Origin of the sequence: Methyloversatilis discipulorum, assembly GCF_018780585.1 — a bacterium.
Lineage (GTDB): Bacteria > Pseudomonadota > Gammaproteobacteria > Burkholderiales > Rhodocyclaceae > Methyloversatilis > Methyloversatilis discipulorum_B.
Genome location: NZ_JADMJL010000016.1, coordinates 111,068 through 129,895, shown reverse-complemented (window position 1 = coordinate 129,895; position 18,828 = coordinate 111,068). Strand labels below are relative to the sequence as shown.

The window sequence follows — 18,828 nt, the reverse complement described above, 5'->3', positions numbered from 1 at the left end:
GCTCCTCCATGCCCCCGATCAGGAGAACAGCTCGATGTCGCCCGAGGCGTCGTCGCGGGCGAGTCTTTCCTGGTACTCGCGTTCGCGGCGCGCCAGCGTATCGTTGTTCACGCGGGCAAGCTTCTTCATCAGCACACGCCCGGCGTGCGGGAAGAAGTAGATCTTCCGGGCATGACTGTCCAGCAGATCCTGCGCCAGCACCGGAATGCCCTCGTTGGCCAGATAGTCGAGCACGAAATCGGCATTGCGCTCGCCGACGTTGGCATTGGCCAGCGTTGCCATCACGCGCCCGCCACCGAACACCTTGGCCTGCAACGCCGAGCGACGTGCTCCGGCCTTGATCAGTTCGTTTACCAGCAGTTCCATCGCGTAAGCACCGTAGCGTGCCGAGCGGCTCATCACGCCGCTGCCGGCATCCGGCAGCATGAAATGATTCATGCCGCCGATGCCGCGCTCGGGATCGCGTATGCAGGCGGCGACGCAGGAGCCGAGCACCGTCACCAGCAGCATGTCACGGGTGGTGACGAAGAATTCGCCCGGCAGGATCTTGACCGCCTCGCGCGAGAAGTTGCGGTCGTAGTAGCGCTGCGCCGCCTGATGCTCGATCAGGCCGGGGCCATGGCTATCGACCGCCGTCAGCGCGCGCATATACCGTCCTACCCAGATTGCGGAACAGGTCGACCGCGTGCGAGAAGCTCTCCGAGTGGCCGGCAAACAGCAGCCCGTCGGGTCGCAGCAGCGGTACGTAACGCTTGAGGATGCCGTACTGCGTGGGCTTGTCGAAATAGATCATGACGTTGCGGCAGAAGATGGCTTCCAGCGGCCCGCGCACCGGCCAGTTCGGTTCGAGCAGGTTCACCCGGGTGAAGCGGATCAGCCGCTGCAGTTCCGGACGCACCCTCACCTCGCCGGAACGGCTGCCGGTGCCGCGCAGGAAGTATTTGCGCACCAGTTCCGGTGACAGCTTCTCGATGCGCTCTTCGCCATAGACGCCCGCCTGGCCCTGCGCCAGCACCTGGGTGTCGATGTCGGAGGCGATGATTTCGACTGGCGGCGTCATCGAGCCGTACAGCTCGCAGCAGGTGATGGCGATCGAATACGGTTCTTCGCCGGTCGAGGCGGCGCTGCACCAGATGCGCGCGTTGGGCTTGCCCAGCTTGGTCAGGTGCTGCTTCAGCAGATCGAAGTGGTGGGCCTCACGGAAGAAGGAGGTGAGGTTGGTCGTCAGCGAATTGACGAAGGTTTCCCATTCGGTGCGGTCGTTGCGCTCCAGCCGGCGGATGTAGTCGGCAAAGGTTGCGTCGCCGGTGGCGCGCAGCCGGCGGGCCAGCCGGCTGTACACCATGTCGAACTTGATCGGCGACAGCGAAATGCCGGCGTACTGGTGAATCATCTTCGCGATGCGATCGAAGTCCTCACGCGTGAAGCTGAACTCGCGCGTGCTGCCGGTCAGTGTCTTCACTTCGGACAGCTGGCGCGTGATCTGCGCTGCCGAGTGCGTGGTCATGCTTGCCTTGCTGCCTGTGTTCACGATGCAGATTCCATGTGGAACGACGATTCAGTGACTGCCTGCGTTCAGAACTCTTCCCAGTCCTCTTCGGCGAAGGCCGGCTGCGCCGTCGGCGCAATGCGCTTGACCTTGCCCAGCGCACCGCCGCGCGAACGCGGCAGCACCGGCTCGCTGTTCGCCGCCTCGCGCGCCGCCTCGAACGACGCGGTCACACGACCACCCTCGTCCAGCTTGAACTGACCCACCGCGCGCATCAGCGAACGCGCCTGCTCTTCCAGACTTTCCGCCGCCGCCGCCGCCTGTTCCACCAGTGCCGCGTTCTGCTGCGTCACCCCGTCCATCTGGCTCACCGCCTGCGTCACCTGCGCAATCCCCGTCGACTGTTCCTGGCTCGCAGACGCAATGTCGGTCACCAGACCCGTCACTTGACGGAAGCTGTCGACCACCTGTTCCATCGTCGCGCCCGCCTCCGCCACCAGGCGCGCGCCGCCATCGACACGCTCCACCGAGTCGGCGATCAGCCCCTTGATCTCCTTCGCCGCCTGCGCACTGCGCTGCGCGAGGTTGCGAACCTCGCTCGCCACCACCGCAAAGCCCCGGCCCTGCTCGCCCGCGCGCGCCGCTTCCACCGCCGCGTTCAGCGCAAGGATGTTGGTCTGGAACGCGATCGAGTCGATCACGCCGATGATGTCCGCGATCTTCCGGCTCGAGTCCTGGATGTCCGACATCGTCGACACCACCCGCTTCACCGTCTCCGCGCCGCGCATCACCGCTTCGTTGCTCTGACGACCCAGCTCGTTCGCCTTCTGCGCACTTTCCGCGTTTTGCTTCACCGTCGCGTTCAGCTCTTCCATCGAACTCGCCGTCTCTTCCAGCGAGCTCGCCTGCTCTTCGGTGCGCGAACTCAGGTCACTGTTGCCCGCCGCGATCTCCCGTGCCGCCGTGTTGATCGCTTCCGTCGAATCCTTGATCCGGCCAACCACTTCGCGCAGCTTCTCGACCGTCGTGTTCGTGTCGTCCTTGAGTTGCCCGAACAGGCCGCTGTAGTTGCGATCGATGCGCCGAGTCAGATCGCCGCCCGATACACCGCTCAGTACCGTCGCCACGTCTGACAGGCTGACCGACACCTGTTCGACCAGGCCGTTGAGCCCTTCGGCCAGTTGGCGGAAGAAGCCCTGCTTGTCGTCGACCGACAGCCGCTGCGTGAAATCACCCTGTCCGGCGGCCGCGACCACGTCGGTCACCTGCTGCTCGATCGCCACCTCTTCGGTGCGGTCTATCCATTCGCCAACCGTACCGATGCGTTCGCCCGATTCGCCGATGATCGGCGTCGATACCAGCTCGAACACGTTGCGGCCAATGACGAGTTCAGCGCGATAGCCGTCCGCTGTCGTCCTCGACTTGCGCACGAAGTCCGGATTGGTGCAGATCGCCGAAATATTGCAACCGATGAAGTTCTCCAGCGAGAAGCCGGGGATGTGACGACGCAGTTCGTCAGCGATGCGGGTCACCGTGCCGTGCATCGCGCGGTTGGCGTACAGCACCTTGCCGTCGTTGTCGGCGATGCGCACATTGGTGGTGACGAAGTCGAGCGCGGTGCGCGCGCGCAGGTTCTCCTCGGCGATTACCCGCTCGCGCTCCGCGCGCGCCTGCAGATCGGTGCGCATGCGCTCCAGCGCCGACATCAGCTGACCGACTTCATCCTGCGCTCCCGCATCGATGCGGCGGTCGAGCACGCCTGACGCAATCTCGTTGGCGTGGCCGCCGGCGATGCGCAGGCGGCCGGCGATGCTGCGACCGAGTCGCACGCCGATCACACCGATCACCGCGGCGATCAGCAGCGCGATCAGCGCGACACGGACCGCTTCCTTCAGCACCAGCGCATTCACGTCATCGACATAGATGCCGGAACCGACGATCCAGCCCCAGGGCTCGAACTGGCGCACATAGGACACCTTGTCCACCGGCTTGTCGGCGCCCGGCCGCGGCCACTGGTAATCGACGAAGCCGGCGCCGCTCGCCTTGGCCACGGCGACGAATTCGACGAACAGCGCCTTGCCGTTCGGGTCCTTCGAACCGCTGAGATCCTTGCCGTCGAGCTCCGGCTTGGTCGGGTGCATGACCATGCGCGGACCGAAATCGTTGATCCAGAAATAGTCCTCGCCGTTGTAGCGCATCGTGCGCAGCGTGTTCATCGCCTGCTTGCGCGCCTCCTCCTGCGTCAGTTCGCCGGACAATGCGCGCTTGTGGAAGGCATCGACGACGCCCCAGGCCGATTCGACCGCGAAGCGCGCGGCGTTCTTGCGGTCCTCGATCATGGTGCTGCGCATGCCGGCCAGCAGTACCGCGGCCAGCAGCAGGATGCCGGCCAGACTGGCGGCAACGATGACCATCAGCCGCTGCTGGACGGTCAGGCCGCGCGCGGCGGCCGGGGATGCGTTGGAAGAATCCATGTGTGCCACCTTCAGTGAACCTGATCGTCGACCAACGCCATGTCGGCCGACAGCATGAGCTTTTCGATATCGACGACGATGAGCATCCGCTCGTCGATGGAACCCAGACCATGGATGTAGCGGGTGTCTAGGCTGGACGAGAATTCCGGTGCCGGCAGGATCTTCGACGATTCGAGCGCAAGCACGTCGGACACCGAATCGACCACCATGCCGACGACACGACCGCCGACATTCAGGATGATGGTGACCGTGAACGGTGTGTATTCGACGACGCCGACACCGAACTTGATGCGCAGGTCGACAATGGGAACGATGGTGCCGCGCAGATTGATCACACCCTTGATAAAGGGGGGTGCGTGCGCAATGCTGGTGACCGCGTCGTAGCCGCGGATCTCCTGCACCTTGAGAATATCGATTGCGTACTCCTCCTCACCCAGCGTGAAGGTGAGGTACTCCTGGGCGTAACTACCCTCCGCGCCGTCGTCCGGCCGGTGCGACACCGCCTGCGCCGCCTGCATCATCTTCTGCTCCCTCGCTGCGATTACTGAAGTTGTAACGGCATGCAAGGCGGGCGCCTTGAGGCTGGGAAGCACCTAATTTTGCGGGTACGCAAGACGGGAGAACGACGAGGATGTCCCCACCCGATCGCTGGCAGGTGGGGCATCCAGCAGGACGCGGATCAGGCGGCGGCGGCCAGCCTGCCGCGTGCCGATTCGACCAGCGACGGCACGTCGAGAATGAGCCCGACGTGGCCATCGCCCATGATGGTGGCGCCGGAAATGCCAACCACCTTGCGATAGTTCGCCTCCAGGCTCTTGATCACCACCTGGTGCTGACCGACCAGTTCATCGACGAACAGCGCGATCTTGCCGCCATCCGCCTCGAGCACGACCAGGATGCCGCGTTCGAGATCCGTGGTGCCGCCGGCGAGGCCGAGCGCGCCCCTCAGCGTCAGGATGTTCAGGTACTCGTTGCGTACCTGCACCAGCCGCGGCTCGCCGCCGACGCTCTTGATCATGGCCGCGGTCGGCTGCAGCGATTCGACCACGTAGTTCAGCGGCACGATGTAGGTGTCAGCGCCAACGGCGACGGACATGCCGTCGAGGATGGCCAGCGTCAGCGGCAGGCGCACCGTCATGCGGGTGCCGACGCCGGTCATCGATTCGATGTCGACGCGGCCGCCCATCGCGGTGATGTTCTTCTTCACGACGTCCATGCCGACGCCGCGGCCGGACACCTCGGTCACCTGATCAGCGGTCGAGAAGCCGGCTTCGAAGATGAGTCCCCAGACCTCCTGGTCGCTCATGCCGTCGCTGACCGGCAGGCCGCGCTCGCGTGCCTTGGACAGGATGCGCTCGCGGTTCAGGCCGGCGCCGTCGTCACCGACCTCGATGACGATGTTGCCGCTCTGGTGCGAAGCCTTCAGCGTGATCGTGCCCTCGCGCGGCTTGCCGCGCGCTTCGCGCACGTCCGGCGTTTCGATGCCGTGATCCAGGCTGTTGCGTACCAGGTGGGTGAGTGGATCGGCGATGCGCTCGATCAGGCCCTTGTCCAGTTCGGTCGATTCGCCGGCGAGCACCAGACGTACCTGCTTGCCCAGCTTCTGCGACAGGTCGCGCACCACGCGCGGAAAGCGCGAGAACACGGTGGACATCGGCAGCATGCGGATGGACATGACCGATTCCTGCAGATCGCGCGTATTGCGTTCGAGTTGCTGCACGCCATTCATCAGGCGCTCGAACTCGACCGGGTCAAGCTTGGATGCAGCCGACGCCAGCATGGCCTGCGTGATCACCAGCTCGCCGACCAGATTGATGATCTGGTCCACCTTGTCGACGCCGACACGGATGGAGGTGTCGCCGCCCGTCGTCTTGGCGGTCCGCGTTGCTGCTGCGGGCTTTGCCGGCTCCGGCGCACTGTCGGCAGCCGGTGCGCCCGACTTGGCTACCGGCTGCGCCGCCAGCGGCAGCACCGCGGCAGATTCAACCGGCAGCGGCTCGAACAGCCCGAAACTGTCGTCCACCGCAGCCGTTTGCGGCACGGCCGTGGTCGGCACACCGGGTGCGGCGTCGAAGAAGCCGAAGCTGTCGTCCTGCGCATCCGCGGCAACGGGTGCCGGAGCATCGAAGAAGCCGTAACTGCCGTCGCCGGCGTCGTCTTGCGTGGCTGGCGTCGCGTCGAACAACCCCCACGCGTCGTCGGCAGCAGCAGCCGGTGCGGATGCCGCTTCGCCCTCGGCGTAGCTGCCGGGGCTGGCGATGAACTCGACGATGTCGCGCACTGCGGCGGCGTCGACACGGCCGCCCAGCAGGCACTGCCAGCGACCGGCGGCATCGATCGACACGTCCACGACGCGGCTGCCGAGCGCTTCGAGCTCGGCACTCATGTTCTCCATCACGCCAGCCGCATCGGCGCAGCTCTGCGGCAGCATGAAACTGAAACGGAAACTGCACGGCAGCGCCGCCGCCGACACCGGCTGCGGGTCCTCGTCGGCAACCGATACCGGATCGCTATACAGGCGCTTGATCGACGCACACACCTCGGCCACGCGTGCCATGTCGGCCGCGCCCTCGCCACGATGCGCCGCCACCAGGTCGCGCAGCAGGTCGCCTGCTTCGAGCGAGGCGTCGACCATCGCCGCCGTCATGACGACCTCGTGCTTGCGCACGCGGTCGAGCAGGGTTTCGAGTTCGTGCGTGACCTGGGCGAGGTCGTGAAAGCCGAAAGTGCCCGCACTGCCCTTGATCGAATGGGCGGCGCGGAAGATCGCGTTCATTTCTTCGTCATCGATGCTCTGCAGATCGATGTCGAGCAGCATCTGCTCCATGTTCGCCAGATGCTCCGCCGCTTCCTCGAAGAACACCTGGTAGAACTGGCTCATGTCCACCGTCATGGACTGTCTCCCCGCGCCAGGTAAGGGTGGATCAGCCGATGACTTTCTTCACCACCTCGACCAGCTTCTGCGGGTCGAAGGGTTTGACCAGCCAGCCGGTCGCGCCGGCGGCGCGCCCCTGGGCCTTCATCGCATCGGACGATTCGGTGGTCAGCATCAGGATGGGCGTGGCCTTGTATTGCGCCATGCTGCGCAGGTTGCGGATCAGCGTCAGGCCATCCATGCGCGGCATGTTCTGGTCGGTCAGCACCAGGTTGACCGACTTGGCCTTGGCCTTGTCCAGACCGTCCTGACCGTCGACGGCCTCGATCACCTCGTATCCCGAGCTCTTCAGCGTGAATGCCACCATCTGGCGGATCGACGCGGAATCGTCGATCGCAAGCACGGTCTTTGCCATGGTACTTCTCCTTCAGAACAGTTCTATTTCGCCTTCTTGGTAGGCCTTTTGGGCCACCGGATTCGTGCTGTCTACAACCGCCAGATGCGCCAGCGCGTCATCGACACGCTGTGCAAGTTCGGGTGATGCGTTGCCCAGCGCCGCCGCACGCGACAGTTCGCGCACGCTGGCGCACACGCCGTCGATCGCGCCGATGCGCTTCTGTACGTGGCCGATCAGCTGCGCGGTCATGTCCTGGAACTGCAGCGAGGTCACGGCGTGTGCCACCGCCTGATCCACACGTTCGACCGACGCGCCGAGATCGACGATGGACTGCTGGCGGCGCTGATGCAGCATTTCGAGGCCGCGCACGACGGTTTCGACGCGCGTCTTCGACTCCAGCGCGAAGGTCATGTCCTGGCCGGCCATGTTGGCGAGCGCCGATTCGGTCATCTTCACATTGGCCTGGACCCGATCGACCAGGGTGACGATCTGCTGGCTGAAGTCGCTGGTGCGCGCCGAGAGGTCGCGCACCTCATCAGCCACCACCGCAAAGCCGCGGCCCGCCTCGCCGGCGCGCGCTGCTTCGATCGCCGCATTCAGTGCGAGCAGATTGGTCTGTTTGGAAATGCCGCCGATCTCGCCGAGCAATGCGCGCACGCTCTCGGTTTCGCGGGCGATGCCCTCGGTCAGCTCGACCAGTTCCATTCCCAGCTTGCTGTTGTGAACCACGCTATCGACGACGCGCTGCATGGTGCCGGAGGTTTCATCGACGAAGCGCGCGAAGTCGAACTGCTGGCTGCCGTCGCCGCCGGTCAGCGCCATCGCCGTCTCGCGCTGGCTCGTGGTTTCGCCATGCATGTTGTGGAAGCTCTGGGTCAGACCGGTGATCGCTTCATGCAGCAGCTGCTGCACGCGCGTCAGCTCCTCGTTCATCCGGCTGCACTGGTCATGAACCGAGTCGGAGCTGCCCACCACCCGCTGATGCGCAGCGTCGGGTTCGGCCCCGACGCCGTGTGCCTCATCCGGTGTTTCCAGTGCCGGACGACCGGACAGCAGCATCGTCAGCGTCCACAGCATCGCGGCAGCGGCAACGGCCGCCAGCACGGGCAGCATGGACTGCGGCGCCAGCAGGGCGGCGGTACCGGCACACACTGCGGATCCGGTCCAGGCGGCAACAAGAGCGATCGGTTTTATTTTCATGACATCGGGCATCGATGGGCAACGATACGGACTGACTTCGATCTTTACGGCGATACGGGGTGAAACTTGATCAGGGCGGCGCGACCGCGCCCGCCGCTCCGGCCACGTCCTCGACGTTGACCGAACGTCCGTCCGACAGCATCGCCTGCTCGGTGTCGCGGTTCAGCACGATGATGCTGATGCGACGGTTGATCGGGTTGAACGGGTCGTCCTTGTCGAATGGAATGATGGAACTCATGCCGACCACCCGCAGCACCTTGTCCGGGTCCATGCCGCCGGCGATCAGTTCGCGCCGCGACGCGTTGGCGCGGTTGGACGACAGCTCCCAGTTGGAAAAGCCGCCGATGCCGCCGGCAAATGGCTTGGCGTCGGTATGCCCGGACAGGAAGACGCGGTTGTCGACCTGGTTCAGGATGAGGCCGATCTCGCGCAGGATGACCTGGGTATAAGGCTGCAGCCGGTCACTGGCCGAGGCGAACATCGGCCGGTTCTGCTCGTCGACGATCTGGATGCGCAGCCCTTCGGACGTCACGTCCAGCATGAGCTGGTTGCGGAAGGGGCGCAGGTCGGGATTGGCTTCGATGCGCGCCTCTATCTGGCTCTTCAGCTCGATCAGCTTGACGCGTTCCTGGCGCTGCTGCTCGCGCTTCATCTCCTCGGACTTCTGGTCTTCGCTGCTGGCGCTGAGATTGATCGACCGCTGCTTGGTCTCGACCGCGCCGTACTTCACCTGACCGGCCTGCCGCGTCAGGTCGCGTCCACCGCCCTGGATGACGCTCGAACTGTCGCCCGATCCGGAGCCGCCCTGCTGCGCCACCTTCAGCGGGTTCTCGAAGTACTCGGCAATCCCTTCGAGGTCGCCCTGCGCGGTCGAACCGAGCAGCCACATCAGCAGGAAGAAGGCCATCATCGCGGTCACGAAGTCGGCGTAGGCGATCTTCCATGCGCCGCCGTGCGCACCGCCGCCGCCCTTCTTGATCTTCTTGACGATGATTGGCTGCTGGGTATCGTCGGACATGATTCAACCGATGGTGGATGAGGAGGTCAGGAGATGAGCGATGCGCCCGCTCACTTGCCCTTGCGGCTCTTCACTTCGTCCTCCAGCTCCTTGAAGCTGGGGCGGTCCGGCGAGTACAGCACCTTGCGGCCGAACTCGATCGCCACCTGCGGCGCGTAGCCGTTCATGCTGGCCAGCAGCACCACCTTCATGCACTCGTAGATCTTGCCGCCCTCTTCCATCTTCTGTTCGAGCTGGGAGGCGATCGGCGCGACGAAACCGTAGGAGAGCAGGATGCCGAGGAAGGTGCCGACCAGCGCGCCGCCGATCATCTTGCCCAGCACGGCCGGCGGCTGACCGACCGAGCCCATCACGTTCACCACACCCATCACCGCGACGACGATGCCGAAGGCCGGCACACCGTCGGCCATCTTCGACACGCAATGCACGGCGACATGCTGTTCGGAGTGGTGGGTTTCGATCTCGGCGTCCATCAGGTCGGCGATCTCGAAGGCGTTCAGGTTGCCGCCCACCATCATGCGGAGGTAGTCGGTCAGGAAGTCCACCGCGTGGTGGTCGGCGAGAAAGTTGGGGTACTTGGAGAAGATGGGGCTGGATTCGGGATTCTCGACGTCGGCTTCGATCGACATCAGCCCTTCCTTGCGCACCTTGGCCAGGATTTCGTACAGCATGGCCAGCACGTCCACGTAGAAGGCCTTGTTGTAGGACGAACCCTTGAATACCGACGGCAGCGCGGCCACCGTCGCCTTGATTGCAGCCATGCCGTTGCCAGCCACGAAGCCACCGATCATCAGACCGAAGATGGCGACGTACTCGGCGGGCACCCACAGCGCGGCCAGACTGCCGTGCAGTGCGTAGGTGCCGACCGAAGCGGCAAGGATGATCACGTAGCCGATGATCAGAAACATGGAATTTCCCTGTGTATGACGGATGTTCGGGGCATCAATCACTGCGTGCCTGCTGGTCTAACGGCACCACCTCAGGAAACTTGACCAAGTCTGCTGCGCAGGTGAACAGCACCCGACGCACAAAAAAATGCCGCTGCGGGTTGCCCCGCAGCGGCGAGCTCCTTGCTCGCGCAAGGAGGAGGTCAGACAGGAGAGAGAAAACGGATCAGGCGGCGATCAGCGCCTCGCGGGCACGGCGCGTCTTGCCGGCGCGTGCGGGAATGTTGCACAGGCCGCAGACATAGCTGGCCTTCGGGTCGTAGGCGTGCGCCACGAAGTGGCCGCCGCAGCAGGTGCACTTCGTGTGCTGCAGCAGCTTGGCGTCGAAGAAGCGCACCAGCGTCCAGGCGCGGGTGAGACTCAGCACCTCTTCCATGTCGTGCGTCTGCACGTGTTCCTGGTAGAGCTTGAATGCCTTGACGATGCAGTCCAGCTGGTTGAGACCGGTGTTCTGCTTGAAGAAACTGAAGAAGGACATGAACAGCGAAGCGTGAATGTTCGGCTGCCAGGTCATGAACCAGTCGGTCGAGAAAGGCAGCATGCCCTTCGGCGGCGACACGCCCTTCACTTCCTTGTACAGCTTGAGCAGACGCTCACGCGACAGATGGGTTTCGGCTTCCAGCAGCTGCAGGCGGGCGCCCAGCTGGATCAGGTTCACCGCCAGCGCGATTTCGCGACCTTCGGAAACGATGCTCTTGTTTTTCATGACCTTGACTCCCTGACTCAGGAAACCGCTTCGACCGGCTGCGCGCAGGCCAGGATGGTCGCGTGCAGGTGGGAGGTCGATGCGTCACGACCGTGGCTGGACAACAGGCCGAGCAGGACGCGGTCGTCGAAACGCAGGCGGCACAGCATCATGTTGGCGCTGGCCATCTTCAGGACCTGTGCCGGGGAGAGCGACTCGATCATGCCGGCGACTTCCTCGCTGACACCGAGGCGGAACATCGCTGCATCGCGGTCCTCGCGGATCATCTGCTGAGCGAGCATCAGATAGGCAAGATTCAGTTCGCGAATCTCGTTGAGCAAGCCGGTCGTCTTCATGCCTCGATCCCTCCTTGGAGCAGGTGCAGAGTGCGCCTGTGTGTGGGATGCATTCTGCCGAGAGGGGCGCCGATGCCCAATCAGGGGCTGGCGAAACTTGCTGTACGAAGGGGCGAACGAAATCCTGTAAGAAAAATTCTTACATTTCGCGCGTGTACGGGGAGTGCCACCCTGAAAATCGGGCGGACAGGGCAGGTAACGGCAGCGCCGGGAAAAACTTAAATCAGAAGTGAGCCGTCCAGGATGCGGGCGCAGAGCACGTCTGCGTCCACCGGTCGCGAGAAGAAATAGCCCTGGAAGCGGTCGCACTGCTCGCGCATCAGGAAGCCCAGCTGTTCCGGCGTTTCCACGCCCTCCGCCACCGTGGTCAGGCGCAGGCTGCGGGCCAGCGCGATGATGACGCGGATGATGGCGGCGTCGTCCTCGTCCTCGTTGATGTCGCGGACGAAGGACTTGTCGATCTTGACGATGTCGATCGGGAAGCGCTTCAGGTAGGACAGCGATGAATAGCCGGTGCCGAAGTCGTCCATCGAGATTCGGACGCCCATGTTCTTCAGCGCCTTCAGCATGCCGATGGTCGTTTCGGCGTCCTTCATCAGCACCGATTCGGTGATTTCGAGCACCAGCTTGTCCGGCGGAAAACCGGTGTCTTCCAGCGTGGTACGCACGGTTTCCAGCAGCCGTGGCTGGGCGAACTGCACTGCGGACACGTTCACCGACATCGACAGGTCGGTCATGCCCTGTTCGTGCCACAGCCTGCCCTGGCTGCAGGCTTCGCGCATGACCCAGGCGCCGATCTCGACGATGAGTCCGGATTCGTCGGCCAGCGGAATGAAACGGTCCGGCGACACGACGCCGCGCTGCGGATGCTTCCAGCGCAGCAGCGCCTCCACGCCGGAAGGGCGGCCGGTCACGCCATTCAGGATGGGCTGGTAGTTCAGGAACAGTTCGCCGCGTTGCACCGCGTGCCGCAGGTGCGTTTCCAGCACCAGCTTCTCGGCCGAGCTGGCGCTCATCTCACGCGCGTAGAAGCTCATGCCGTTGCCGCCGGAGCGCTTCGCGCTGGCCATTGCCGCTTCGGCATTCATGATCAGGGACTGCGCATCGTCGCCATCGTCCGGCGTCATCGCCACGCCGACCGAAGCGGTCAGGAACAGTTCGAGGCCGTCCTTGATGATCGGGGTGGAAAAGGCGTCCATCAGCCGTTGCGCAAGTGCCGACGCCAGCGCACGCGTGGTGCAGGCCGGCGCGAACACGCAGAAACGATCGCCGCTGAGGCGGGCGATCATCGCGCCGTCGCCGGCGCGCTCGATCAGCCGGCGCACCGCTTCGCGCAGCACCGCGTTGCCCGCCTCGTAACCGAAGCTGGTGTTGATGCGCAGGAAGCGGTCGATGTCCACCACCATCAGCGTGGCGTGGCTGGCTTCGACGCTGCGGCGGGCGGTGTCGAGCCAGTCGTCGATCTGCGCGCGCAGCAGGGTCTGGTTGGGCAGTGCCGACAGCGTGTCGAAGAAGGCCAGCGCATGGATGCGCGCGTCCGCCGTCTGCACTGCGCGCCGCGTTTCGACGCCGCGCAGTTCGCGTTCGATCACCGGCACCAGGCGGGCGATATTGCCCTTCTGGACGTAGTCGGCGACGCCATTACGCATGGCCGAGAAGGCCATGTGGTCGGAAATCTTGCCCGAGTAGATGATGAAGGGAATGTCGCGCCCGCTGCGGCGCACGACCTCGAGCGCGGACGCCGAGTCGAAGCCGGGCATGGCGTGGTCGGAAATGACCAGATCCCATTCACGCTCTTCCAGCGCGCGGGCGAGATCGCCGGCGCTGTCCACGCGCTCCGAATACGTGTCCAGCCCGCGTGCGCTCAGTTGAGCGTTCAGCAGGAAGACATCGTCTTCATTGTCCTCGACCATCAATACCTTGATGGTTCTGAACCCTCCCATCTTGTCAGAGTGACGGTCCATCCACTTCATTCCGGGTCGTGAGCACGATCAACGGGATCAATGGACGGCAAGATCTGCCGAAACTTGAGCAACGACTTTTGCCGGATGCGGGCAAAAGTCTCTCTTTACCCTTTCGGTTGAGGGGGGATTAGGACCTGTTCACCGCCCATTCCGCCGCGTGCGCCCGGTTGCGCCCGGCACTCTTGGCCGCGACCAGCGCCTGGTCGGCGAAAGTGAGCAGCGCGTCGGCGTCCGGCATGGCCGGCAGGCGCTCGGCCACGCCGATGCTGATCGAACTGGTCAGGCGCAGGCGACCGGCCTGCACCGGTGCCGCGGCGACGCCGGCGCACACGCGCTGCGCGCAGGCCATCGCCTGTTCGAGATCGGTGTCCGGGCAGATGATCAGGAACTCGTCGCCGCCGGTGCGGCACACCACGTCCTGCGCGCGCATGCACTCGCGGATCGCCCGGGCGGTCTGTTCCAGCACCTGATCGGCGACGTCCCGACCGTAGGTTTCATTGATCTGACGGAAGTGATCGATGTCGATCAGAAGGCAGGACAGCGGGCGCTCACTGCGTTGCGCGATCGCCCATTCCTGAGCGATGCGGCTCATCGCGTAGCGGCGGTTCGGGAAACCGGTCAGCGCGTCGGTCAGCGCGACCTCCTGCAGCCGGCGGTTGCTCACACCCAGCTCAGCTGCGTAGCGGCGGATTTCCTCGCGCTCGCTCTCCAGTTCGCGCTGCATGCGCACCAGACGCTGACCTGCACGCAGCCGCGCTTCGAGCACGCGCGGCCGCAGCGGCTTGACCATGTAGTCATCGACGCCCGATTCGAAGGCCTCGATCAAGCGCTGATCCTCTTCGTGACTGGTGAGCAGGATGATGTAGATGTTGCGGCCCATCCGGGTCTGGCGCAGCGTGCGCGTCAGTTCGAGGCCGTTCATCTGCGGCATCACCCAGTCGACCACCATGATGTGCGGCTGGAACTCGAGCGCCAGATCCATGCCGCGTACGCCGTCCTCGGCCACCGCGACCTGATAGCCGCCGCGTACCAGCAAGGTCTGCAGTGTCAGCCGGGTGGCCGCGTCGTCCTCCACCACCAGCACGCGCAAGCCTTCGCTGCCCGGCGCGTCGTTGGCCGCCTGCTGCGCTGCCGGCGCTGGCGGCGCGGCCGGGACGGGCGGCGGAGCCGGCACCAGCGTGTCGGCCAGTCCGTCCAGGCTGGGCAAGGCATAGGCATCGACCGGCAGCATCTGCGACCAGTCCTTCCAGTCCAGGGCGACTTCCTCGCACAGCGCGGACACCTGTTCCGGCACCCACTCCATGCGCGCCGCCAGCGCGCGCGCGGCGTCCAGACTTTGCGCCCGGCTGGCTTCATCAGCCATGCAGGCGCTCTCGATGGCGCGGGCCAGGCCCAGTGCCATCGTCAGACCGTATTCGCGCGAGCCCGGATCAACCGGCGTGCTCAGTGCCGACTCGTGGCCCAGCACCGCGGCGACGAAGAAGCGCGGCATGCCCCAGTCGAGCAGCATCGCCGCACTCAGTTCGACGTGGGTCATCGCGAACGCCTGGCGCTCCTGTTCGAGCAGGCAGGCCGGGTCGCCGCGCGCTTCGTCGAGCACGCGCGAATACTGCACCGGAAACACGCTGGCCAGACCGAGGGCGCCGACCCCCGACAGCAGGCCGACGCTGAAGCTCTCCTCGACACCGGCGCTGCGCAGTCGCATGACGATCTTCTGCATCGCGATGGCGCGGATGACCGACCCGGTCCAGAAGCGTGTGTAGGGGAAGCTGCGGCAAAGACCCTCGCCGTTGCTCGAAATCAGCGAGAAGCCCAGCGCCAGGTTGCGCACCGCCGCCATACCAAGCACCGCCAGCGCATCGCGCAGCGCGACCACCGGGCGCGAGCCCTGCGGCAGCGTGCCGTTGGCGGCACGTACCAGACGCCCGACCAGTGCCGGATCACCCTGGATCAGCCGGGCCAGTTCAGCCAGCGAGGCGTCACCGCGCTGGCTCATGCGGGCGATCGACAAGGCGATGCCCTTGGGCGACGGCAATTCGCCCGCGGCCTTTATTTCCTGGAAGCGGCGTGTATCGATCAGGTCATTCATTCGTGAATCCGGGCTGTGCAGCAACCGTTGCAACGAGGCGGCGCGCGCGTGACCGCCCCGAATCAATCGGCATTGGCTTTCCTTACGGCCGGGGAGTCTCCCGACTTGAGGGCAGCAGCAAAAAACCGGCCACCCCATGCGCATCCGCCGGGGGCGGCGCTACACTCGTGGCCTGCTCAGCAACACGGCTTTGCCACCCGACACATGAAGTACTGCGCCCATTGCGGCAGCGAGGTCGAACTGCGCGTTCCGGCCGGCGACAACCGCCCGCGCCACGTCTGCCCGGCCTGCGGCAGCATTCATTATCAGAACCCGCGCATGGTGGTCGGTACGCTGCCGGTGTGGGAAGACAAGGTGATGCTGTGCCGGCGGGCGATCGAGCCGCGCCATGGCTACTGGACGCTGCCTGCCGGCTTCATGGAGAACGGAGAGAGCGCCGCCGAGGGCGCGATGCGCGAGACGCGCGAAGAGGCCTGCGCGCGGGTCGAACTGCTGGCGCCCTACACGATGGTCAGCGTGCCCTTCATCGACCAGATCCACCTGCTGTTCCGCGCGCGGCTGCTCGACCTCGATTTCGCGCCGGGCACCGAATCACTGGAGGTGAAGCTGTTCGGCGAGGCCGACATCCCGTGGGACGAACTGGCCTTCCGCAGCGTGTCGCTCACCTTGCGCACCTTTTTCGAGGAGCGCCGGCAAGGCAGCTTCGGCGTTCATCACTTCACGCTGCCGGCAGCGGCCGGCTGAGCGACTGCGCCGGCTCAGGCCTCGACCGCTTCGGCGGCGGCGCCGAAGCTGAAGCTGAAGGTCGCCCCCTGCCCTGGCACGCCCTCGGCCGCGACGCGGCCGCCATGCAGCCGGATGATGCGCTGCACGATGGCCAGACCGATGCCGCTGCCGTCGTATTCGCGATTGTTGTGCAGGCGCTGGAAGGGCGCGAACAGGCGCCCGACGTACGCCATGTCGAAGCCGGCGCCGTTGTCGCGCACGTAATAGGCGGTCTGTTCGCCCAGCCGGGACTGTCCGATCTCGATGCGCGGCTGCGGCTGCAGTCGGGTGAACTTCCACGCGTTGCGCAGCAGGTTTTCCAGCACGATGCGGGCGAGGCCGGGATCGGCGTCCACCCACAGGCCTTCCGGAATCACCCACTGCACCTGTCGTGACGGCGCCTCGGCATCGAGTTCGCGCGCGATGTCGCGGGCGACGTCCGACAGATTGGTCAGCGTGCGGCGCACCTCGGCGCGCGACACGCGCGACAGTTCGAGCAGGTCGTCGATCAGTTCGCCCATGCGCTGGCTGTTGCGACGGATGCGCGCGAGGTATTCGCGCCCCTGCTCGTCCAGCAGATCGCCGTAGTCCTCGACCAGCAGTCGCGAAAAACCGTCGAGCGCACGCAGCGGTGCGCGCAGGTCGTGCGACACCGAATAGCTGAAGGCCTCCAGCTCTTTGACCGCCGCTTCCAGCGCCGCGGTGCGCGCGCCGACACGTCGTTCCAGTTCGTCGTTCTGCGACTGCACACTTTGCACGTGCTCGGTCTGTATGCGCGCCGCCTCGCGCTGCGCGGTCACGTCGCGGCGTACCGACACCAGACCATTGAAGGCACCGTCGTCGTCGACCAGCGGAATGATGCTGACGTCGTAGACGCGCGGATCGTTGCCGGCCAGGTCGACCACCTGTTCCTCGAAATGCGGCTTGCAGGTGCGGGCGACCTCCTGCGCGATGGCGTGGTTGTGCAGCAGCACGTCGGACAGCGACGGCAGATGCGCTGCCAGTTCCTCGCTGGTCGCCCCCAGCCAGGCCGTCTTCTTCAGGCAACGCGTGTCGAGCAGCGCGCGGTTGGCCAGGCGCCAGCGCAGGTGCCTGTCCTTCAGCACGATCAGGTCGGGCAGCGCATCGACCAGCGCGCGCAGGCGGAACTCCTCTTCGCGCAGCGCCTCGCGCGCCTGCATTTCGGCGGTGATGTCGCGGCTGACGCCGCGATAGCCGGAAAAGGCGCCGGACGCATCGAACACCGGTTCACCGGACGAGGCGAGGTAGCGCCAGCGCGAACCGTCACGGCGGCGCGACAGGAAATCGCGGAAGGCTTCGTGCCGTTCCAGTGTCTGCCGCAGCAGGCCCCAGGGCTGGGTCAGCGCTTCCTCGCCGGAAATCTCCCACGGCGCGCAGCCATCCAGTTCGGTGTCACCGAAGTGTGCGTCGGTCAGTTCGTCCGGCAGCCGGTGATAGCGCAGTTCGGCGTCCAGTTCCCAGTGCCAGTCGGCCGACAGCAGGGTCAGCGCGCGGAAATGCGATTCGCGCTCGCGCAGCGCGCGTCGGGCCGCCTGCTTCTCCGACATCGCGGCGCCGATGAACAGCGCGGTCGCTGCGGTCAGCATGATCAGCCCATGCAGCACCAGCAGCTGCACCTGCATCGGGTGCGGGCTGAACGGCGACGTGCCGTTGGCGGTGCCGGCCAGCGCCATCATCGAAGTGATCAGGAAAGCGGTCCAGCCGACGCGCGGCGGGAAACGCAGCGCCACCCACACGACCAGCGGCAGCGCGACGTAGAGCTGCAGCATCGGATCCGGCAGCAGCGCGACACCGGCGAAGGTGACGCTGAGCAGGGCCATCAGCGCGCCGACGACAACGATCTGCTCGGGCAGGCGGCGCGTGAGCTGCTGCAGCGGCCGGCGCGCGCCCCAGGCCAGCAGCGGCAGCACGGTGACGATGGCGCCGAGCGCGTCACCGAGCCAGGCGGTGGAGCCGATCTCCAGCCAGCGCTCGGGCGGCACGCCGTGCGTCAGCACGCTGCCGGTCAGTGTCGCCACGGCACTGGGCACCGCCATCAGATAGATCACGGCCATCAGCTTGAGCGCGCCATCGGTGCGTTCGAGCAGATCGGTCGGTTGCACGGTCAGGCGGCGCAGCAGCACCGCACCGGCCCACGGCGCAAGGATCTGGCCGGCGGAGAAGAGCACGATCATCGCCGCGCCCTGACGCGCCAGCACCGCCGACGCAAGCACGCCGACGACCACGCCGGGCAGCCAGCGCGTGCCGCCCTGCAGCAGCGCGAACAGGGCGAGCCCCATCGGCGCCCACATCGGCATCTGACCCGACGCAACGTCGCGCAGCCGGAAGCTGAGAGCGGCGAGCAGGCAGTAGGCGACGGCGATCAGCAGATTGACCACAAACCCGTGCCCCGGCGCGCGAGCGCGCCCGGCCGACGGATCGGCCGGCTCCGACGGCGACGGCAGCGACTGCGGCGGCGTGCTCAATTCTGTCTCCGGCCGGCTTGACTACCGCGGCGGCACTTTCTAGTTTTCAACGACTGCCGCACGAATGTTTCCTGTGGAGCGTG

General features: G+C 65.5%; 15 protein-coding genes. 1 reads left to right on the top strand and 14 read right to left on the bottom strand.

Going from position 1 to position 18,828, the window contains the following annotated elements; translation table 11 throughout:
• Window positions 1–18 precede the first annotated feature (18 nt).
• From cheD to IV112_RS06585, 13 genes are all read right to left on the bottom strand, one after another.
• Complete coding sequence (cheD, locus tag IV112_RS06645) at window positions 19–648, bottom strand: chemoreceptor glutamine deamidase CheD (RefSeq protein WP_020165476.1); 630 nt, start codon at window positions 646–648, stop codon at window positions 19–21.
• Window positions 623–1,507, bottom strand: a complete 885-nt coding sequence (locus tag IV112_RS06640) for a CheR family methyltransferase (protein WP_020165477.1) — start codon at window positions 1,505–1,507, stop codon at window positions 623–625. Before IV112_RS06640 ends, cheD begins: the two co-directional genes overlap by 26 nt.
• Before the next feature lie 68 nt (window positions 1,508–1,575).
• Window positions 1,576–3,963: a methyl-accepting chemotaxis protein gene (locus IV112_RS06635; protein WP_304002098.1), complete on the bottom strand. Its 2,388-nt coding sequence runs from the start codon at window positions 3,961–3,963 to the stop codon at window positions 1,576–1,578.
• An 11-nt stretch (window positions 3,964–3,974) separates the two neighbouring features.
• On the bottom strand, window positions 3,975–4,484 hold the full coding sequence (locus tag IV112_RS06630) for a chemotaxis protein CheW (RefSeq protein WP_304002095.1): 510 nt from the start codon (window positions 4,482–4,484) through the stop codon (window positions 3,975–3,977).
• Window positions 4,485–4,642: 158 nt separating this feature from the next.
• Window positions 4,643–6,856, bottom strand: a complete 2,214-nt coding sequence (locus IV112_RS06625) for a chemotaxis protein CheW (protein ID WP_304002092.1) — start codon at window positions 6,854–6,856, stop codon at window positions 4,643–4,645.
• 31 nt (window positions 6,857–6,887) lie between these two features.
• Complete coding sequence (locus tag IV112_RS06620) at window positions 6,888–7,253, bottom strand: response regulator (protein ID WP_019917265.1); 366 nt, start codon at window positions 7,251–7,253, stop codon at window positions 6,888–6,890.
• A gap of 12 nt (window positions 7,254–7,265) precedes the next feature.
• Window positions 7,266–8,387 carry a methyl-accepting chemotaxis protein gene (locus tag IV112_RS06615; protein ID WP_304002087.1) on the bottom strand — a complete coding sequence of 374 codons (1,122 nt, stop codon included), beginning with the start codon at window positions 8,385–8,387 and terminating at the stop codon, window positions 7,266–7,268.
• A gap of 118 nt (window positions 8,388–8,505) precedes the next feature.
• Window positions 8,506–9,453 (bottom strand): flagellar motor protein MotB, encoded by a 948-nt coding sequence (gene motB, locus IV112_RS06610; RefSeq protein WP_304002083.1) that lies wholly within the window; start codon window positions 9,451–9,453, stop codon window positions 8,506–8,508.
• 50 nt (window positions 9,454–9,503) lie between these two features.
• Entirely contained in the window at window positions 9,504–10,361 is an 858-nt protein-coding gene (gene motA / locus IV112_RS06605) for a flagellar motor stator protein MotA (protein ID WP_019917262.1), read from the bottom strand.
• A 205-nt stretch (window positions 10,362–10,566) separates the two neighbouring features.
• A complete protein-coding gene (flhC, locus tag IV112_RS06600) occupies window positions 10,567–11,106 on the bottom strand; it encodes a flagellar transcriptional regulator FlhC (protein WP_019917261.1) in 540 nt (179 codons plus the stop codon).
• 17 nt (window positions 11,107–11,123) lie between these two features.
• Window positions 11,124–11,441, bottom strand: a complete 318-nt coding sequence (gene flhD / locus IV112_RS06595) for a flagellar transcriptional regulator FlhD (protein WP_019917260.1) — start codon at window positions 11,439–11,441, stop codon at window positions 11,124–11,126.
• A 218-nt stretch (window positions 11,442–11,659) separates the two neighbouring features.
• The gene (locus tag IV112_RS06590; RefSeq protein ID WP_304002076.1) at window positions 11,660–13,405 is read right to left on the bottom strand and encodes a putative bifunctional diguanylate cyclase/phosphodiesterase; all 1,746 of its coding nucleotides are present in this window, start codon (window positions 13,403–13,405) and stop codon (window positions 11,660–11,662) included.
• 127 nt (window positions 13,406–13,532) lie between these two features.
• A complete protein-coding gene (locus IV112_RS06585; RefSeq protein WP_304002073.1) occupies window positions 13,533–15,494 on the bottom strand; it encodes a diguanylate cyclase in 1,962 nt (653 codons plus the stop codon).
• Window positions 15,495–15,698: 204 nt separating this feature from the next.
• On the opposite strand from IV112_RS06585, the gene IV112_RS06580 reads away from it, so the two are divergent.
• Window positions 15,699–16,238: an NUDIX hydrolase gene (locus IV112_RS06580; protein ID WP_304002070.1), complete on the top strand. Its 540-nt coding sequence runs from the start codon at window positions 15,699–15,701 to the stop codon at window positions 16,236–16,238.
• Window positions 16,239–16,252: 14 nt separating this feature from the next.
• Here the strand turns inward: IV112_RS06580 and IV112_RS06575 are convergent, their stop codons facing one another.
• Window positions 16,253–18,745: an MASE1 domain-containing protein gene (locus IV112_RS06575; RefSeq protein ID WP_304002067.1), complete on the bottom strand. Its 2,493-nt coding sequence runs from the start codon at window positions 18,743–18,745 to the stop codon at window positions 16,253–16,255.
• Between the last annotated feature and the right edge of the window lie 83 nt (window positions 18,746–18,828).

Coding starts and splice junctions, on each gene's coding strand:
- IV112_RS06635 (WP_304002098.1), bottom strand. CDS start 3,963: ATGGATTCTTCCAACGCATCCCCGGCCGCCGCGCGCGGCCTGACCGTC.
- IV112_RS06620 (WP_019917265.1), bottom strand. CDS start 7,253: ATGGCAAAGACCGTGCTTGCGATCGACGATTCCGCGTCGATCCGCCAG.
- IV112_RS06585 (WP_304002073.1), bottom strand. CDS start 15,494: ATGAATGACCTGATCGATACACGCCGCTTCCAGGAAATAAAGGCCGCG.
- motA (WP_019917262.1), bottom strand. CDS start 10,361: ATGTTTCTGATCATCGGCTACGTGATCATCCTTGCCGCTTCGGTCGGC.
- motB (WP_304002083.1), bottom strand. CDS start 9,453: ATGTCCGACGATACCCAGCAGCCAATCATCGTCAAGAAGATCAAGAAG.
- IV112_RS06630 (WP_304002095.1), bottom strand. CDS start 4,484: ATGATGCAGGCGGCGCAGGCGGTGTCGCACCGGCCGGACGACGGCGCG.
- IV112_RS06625 (WP_304002092.1), bottom strand. CDS start 6,856: ATGACGGTGGACATGAGCCAGTTCTACCAGGTGTTCTTCGAGGAAGCG.
- IV112_RS06580 (WP_304002070.1), top strand. CDS start 15,699: ATGAAGTACTGCGCCCATTGCGGCAGCGAGGTCGAACTGCGCGTTCCG.
- IV112_RS06640 (WP_020165477.1), bottom strand. CDS start 1,507: ATGACCACGCACTCGGCAGCGCAGATCACGCGCCAGCTGTCCGAAGTG.
- IV112_RS06590 (WP_304002076.1), bottom strand. CDS start 13,405: ATGGACCGTCACTCTGACAAGATGGGAGGGTTCAGAACCATCAAGGTA.
- flhD (WP_019917260.1), bottom strand. CDS start 11,441: ATGAAGACGACCGGCTTGCTCAACGAGATTCGCGAACTGAATCTTGCC.
- cheD (WP_020165476.1), bottom strand. CDS start 648: ATGCGCGCGCTGACGGCGGTCGATAGCCATGGCCCCGGCCTGATCGAG.
- flhC (WP_019917261.1), bottom strand. CDS start 11,106: ATGAAAAACAAGAGCATCGTTTCCGAAGGTCGCGAAATCGCGCTGGCG.